Source organism: uncultured Campylobacter sp. (assembly GCF_938017705.1).
Classification (GTDB): Bacteria; Campylobacterota; Campylobacteria; order Campylobacterales; family Campylobacteraceae; genus Campylobacter_B.
On record NZ_CALIIS010000023.1, the window covers coordinates 1 to 3672 of the forward strand.

The 3672-nt window shown below is 48.3% G+C and carries 7 protein-coding genes; all 7 read right to left on the bottom strand.

What is annotated here, in order from left to right:
- The coding region (locus tag Q0605_RS01320) for a GTPase (protein ID WP_298703553.1) at window positions 1-426 on the bottom strand (426 nt) is incomplete at its 3' end.
- A complete protein-coding gene (gene lptA, locus Q0605_RS01325; protein ID WP_298703555.1) occupies window positions 423-938 on the bottom strand; it encodes a lipopolysaccharide transport periplasmic protein LptA in 516 nt (171 codons plus the stop codon). The genes Q0605_RS01320 and lptA, both read right to left, overlap by 4 nt.
- The gene (gene lptC, locus Q0605_RS01330; protein ID WP_298703557.1) at window positions 902-1435 is read right to left on the bottom strand and encodes an LPS export ABC transporter periplasmic protein LptC; all 534 of its coding nucleotides are present in this window, start codon (window positions 1433-1435) and stop codon (window positions 902-904) included. The genes lptA and lptC overlap by 37 nt, the downstream gene beginning before the upstream one ends.
- Window positions 1436-1490: 55 nt before the next feature.
- On the bottom strand, window positions 1491-1979 hold the full coding sequence (locus Q0605_RS01335; protein ID WP_177389116.1) for an HAD-IIIA family hydrolase: 489 nt from the start codon (window positions 1977-1979) through the stop codon (window positions 1491-1493).
- Between the two features lie 86 nt (window positions 1980-2065).
- A complete protein-coding gene (locus Q0605_RS01340) occupies window positions 2066-3013 on the bottom strand; it encodes a substrate-binding domain-containing protein (protein WP_298703559.1) in 948 nt (315 codons plus the stop codon).
- Between the two features lies 1 nt (window position 3014).
- Window positions 3015-3152, bottom strand: coding sequence for a hypothetical protein (locus Q0605_RS01345; RefSeq protein ID WP_298703561.1), 138 nt, complete (start codon window positions 3150-3152; stop codon window positions 3015-3017).
- Window positions 3153-3160: 8 nt separating this feature from the next.
- Window positions 3161-3586, bottom strand: coding sequence for a hypothetical protein (locus Q0605_RS01350; RefSeq protein ID WP_297995927.1), 426 nt, complete (start codon window positions 3584-3586; stop codon window positions 3161-3163).
- Window positions 3587-3672 lie beyond the last annotated feature (86 nt).

Below are 3672 nucleotides of genomic sequence, written 5' to 3' on the forward strand. Positions count from 1 at the left end.
AAACCCTGCCGTAAGATCCGCCTCGCGATCCGATCCAAAATCCGCCGAAGCGCTTTTTAAATTTAAAATAGAGTTCTGCTTTAAATTTCGCTCAGACGCCGCAGCGTCCGCAAAATCTCGCGCGCAATTCGCAGCCGAGTTTAAAGCCCCTTTGCTCGCTAGATCGGGCGGCGTTTCGGCTTGCGAGCCATCCGAATCTGCGGCAAGCTTTTGTTTAAATTTAACTTCGAAAAAATTTATCAGCTGCGTTTTGCCGGGAGTCGAGCTTGATTTGGCTAGATTTTTGCGCCCGACTAGAGCGTTTATCAGGCTGCTTTTGCCGACGTTGGAGCGCCCCAAAAACGCCACTTCGCTCATCGCAAACTCGGGTGCACCCGCGATATTTGCGGCAGAGGTGATAAACTGCGCGCTGCTAGGATAGATCATTTGTTTTGATCTTCGACCTGAAAGATCAGACGCACGGGCTTTTTCTCGCCGCCGCCGCTTTTTACTTCGTAGGTGCCCTTTTGGCGATTTACGATGATCTTATCGCCGTAAACCTCTTTTTTGGTCTCGGCCTCGTGCAGATAGGCGTTGTTTTCAAGCGTGTAGGCCTCGATAGTCGGATCGTAGGTCAGCACGCCGCCCTTGCCGTCATAATGCTTCTGATTGAGTAAAATTTTAAAATTTGCATTTCCCGTCGCGACATATTTGGTAGGCTGGCGCTTGGCGTCGAAGTAGATCGTCACTTTATCGGAATTTAGCGTATCGTAAGCGCCCTTTTTGATGCGGACGTTGCCCGTCAGGACGCTGATCTGCTTGATCTCGTCGGCGAAAAAATTATCCGCCGTGACCTCGACCTGCTCCTGCGCGGCGCTAAGAGTAGTCGCGCTAAAGCCCAAAATTAGCGCAGCTGAAAGTATTAGTTTGTGGAGTTTTGATCTTTTATTAAATACCATGCGTGGATTCCTTTTGAGTTTGTTTGTTTGGTTTTAGTATCGTAGCTGATGCTTGCGCCCGTGACGCGGTCATTGCCTTGGCGTAGCACGTACGGCACGTCGGAACGGACGATCTTGCTGCTCGTATCGTAGATGATCTCCTGCGCCGTGTAATCAAAGCCTCTGCTATTTACATAATGCGCGTCGCCGTTAAATTTTATCAGCTCGCCGGCGCGCGTCGCGGTTTTTGAAACCAAAGTGTGATTTAGATCCGCGCTAATCTCCTCGGCTTTAAAATTTACAAACTCGTCGCGATCCTTATAGCGAGTGCCGCCGTCCGCAGTAAATTTAGCATCCACGCGCTCGCCGATCTGATAATCGACGATCTTTTTCATCTCCATATTCGCAATGCTTAGATCCTGCCTAAACATATCGCTAAAATACGGCGTCTGCACGCTTAAAAACACCATCGCGACGCAAAAGATCGCAATCGCGACGTAGAAAATTTTTATCACCATCGCTCGGCCCCTTTTGATCTGCGCGGAATTTTACCCATCGTGCGCGCTTGCGAAACTACAGCCATTTGCTATTCCACTCTTCGCGCATGCCGTTTTTATCGACGAGTATTTCGATCATCTCGCGCACCGCGCCGCAGCCGCCGTTTTTGCTTAGCGCGACGTCCGCTTTTAGCGAGCTTAGCGCATCGGCGGGCTTGAAGCTGATCGCGACCGCATTTAAAAGCTTCGCGTCGTTTATATCATCGCCGATCGCGGCGGCCTCATCGAAGCTTAGGTTAAAATTTTTTAAAATTTGCTCCGCCCTTGAGAGCTTGTCTTTTTCGCCTTGAAAGAGCGTATCGATCTTCAGCTCGCGCGCGCGGTTTGCGACGATTTGCGAGCTTTTGCCGGTGATGATCGCGACCTTTAGCCCCAGCCGCTGCCATTCCTGGATGCCGAACCCGTCTTTTACGTTAAATTTTTTCATCTCTTCGCCACCGTTTGAATGGTACAGCCCGCCGTCGCTAAGGCAACCGTCTACGTCTAAAAATATAATCTTTATCACTTCGTTTTCCGTTTTTTGAAATTTTGTGATTTTAACGAAATTTGGCTGAATTTTTGGCAAACGCCGTATAAATTTAAGCTGCGATCTTAGCCCTTAATCGGCACGTAGCCGCTATTTTCGATGATACTTTGCCCCTGCGGCGAAAGGATCCAATCTATCAAGATGCGGATATTTTCGTTTTTATTGTTTTCATCGTAAACCGCGTAAATTTCGGCTACGAGCGGGTATTTACGGCTAGCGATATTTTCTTTGTTCGGATACGCGCCGTTTAGGCTAAGCATCTTCACGCCGCCGTTTTGCACGATCCCCTCGACGTAATAGCGAAACGAAAAGCCGATCGCGCTGCCGAAAAAGCCCGTGATCTTACGCTTAGGCTGCGTCTCGCCCATAAATTTTAAAAACGCGCTCTGGCTGCCGCTGCCCGCGTTTCGCTGCACGGCATCTATTCGCATGCGCTCGCCGCCGAGCTGCGACCAGTCACTATATTGCCCAGAATAAATTCCTCGCACCTGATCCACAGTTAAATTCGATACTTTATTATTCGCATTTACGATAAAGACGAACGCTTCCAGCCCGATCGGCACGAAGCGCAAGCGCACGCCCTTTTCCTGCGCATAAGCTAGCTGCTGCTTTGAAGGGGCAGCGACAAAGATCAGATCCGCCTCGCCGTCGCTTATGGCCTTGTATGCGCCGCGGGTATTGCTAAATTTAAGCCTGCTAGCATTCGTGAAATTTTGTCCGTCAAACTCCACGCTTTCCTTCGGATAGCTCGCCGCGACGAATGCCGAAAAGACGGGATACAAAGCCGCTGCGCCGTCGATTATCGGCAGATCGCCGCTAAGTTTTAAGCTAGAGCTGGCGCGCACGATCTGCGAACCCTGCTCAAACGGCAGAAATTTATGCAGCTCGATCGATTTGGCCTGCATCTCGGCGCTGCTTTGATTTACGTATCGCTTCACGACGAGGCGGTAAAACGCAAAATCGAAAGCCGCCAAGATAAACACTAGAAAAATGGCGATAATTGCACGCTTCATCTTAGTTTCCGTTTGCGATATAGGAGATGATCGAGCATTTGCTCTGCAGATACAGCGCCGCTGCGGTTAGTGCGCAAACGCTGATCGCCCAGGCCGTCAATATTATGGCGATCGTTTTTTGAAAAATTTCATCGCTCATTTTGCGCCTCACATATGCTCGATTGCGTGATTAAGTAGCCAAAAAAAGCCCATTAGGACGCTCAAAAAAATTATGAACGAAAACACAGAGAGGATCAAAAGATTTCTAATTCTTCTGCGGCGCTCGGGTGCACTTTTAGCCGATTTAATAAATTTTACTAAACTTGCGATTAGCCAAATGAGCGAAACTACCGGCAGCCCAGTAAAAACCAAGATAAACATGGAAAAAGGATCGAATAGCCACTGAGAATATATGAGTGGAGTAAAAGCGCATGCAAACGCAACTGCCGAAATAATTAGAAATTTTTTATCTCTTTTATGGCGCTCCGGCTCGTCTTTTGATCTGATAAATTTAATCAAGCACGCGATGAGCCAAACAAAGCAGATCAAAAACAGCACATTTAAAATCTCCATAAGCGATCCGAAATTATTCATCTTTTACCTTTAAATTTTAATATGCAAAGCGGCGGTTTAGCGCTCCGGCAGTGCGAAATTTCATATAGCATAGTTCGCGGTTTTCG

Bases quoted from the DNA above. Each gene is read 5' to 3' on its own strand.
- lptC (WP_298703557.1), bottom strand. From the start codon at position 1,435: ATGGTGATAAAAATTTTCTACGTCGCGATTGCGATCTTTTGCGTCGCG.
- lptA (WP_298703555.1), bottom strand. From the start codon at position 938: ATGGTATTTAATAAAAGATCAAAACTCCACAAACTAATACTTTCAGCT.
- Q0605_RS01340 (WP_298703559.1), bottom strand. From the start codon at position 3,013: ATGAAGCGTGCAATTATCGCCATTTTTCTAGTGTTTATCTTGGCGGCT.
- Q0605_RS01350 (WP_297995927.1), bottom strand. From the start codon at position 3,586: ATGAATAATTTCGGATCGCTTATGGAGATTTTAAATGTGCTGTTTTTG.
- Q0605_RS01345 (WP_298703561.1), bottom strand. From the start codon at position 3,152: ATGAGCGATGAAATTTTTCAAAAAACGATCGCCATAATATTGACGGCC.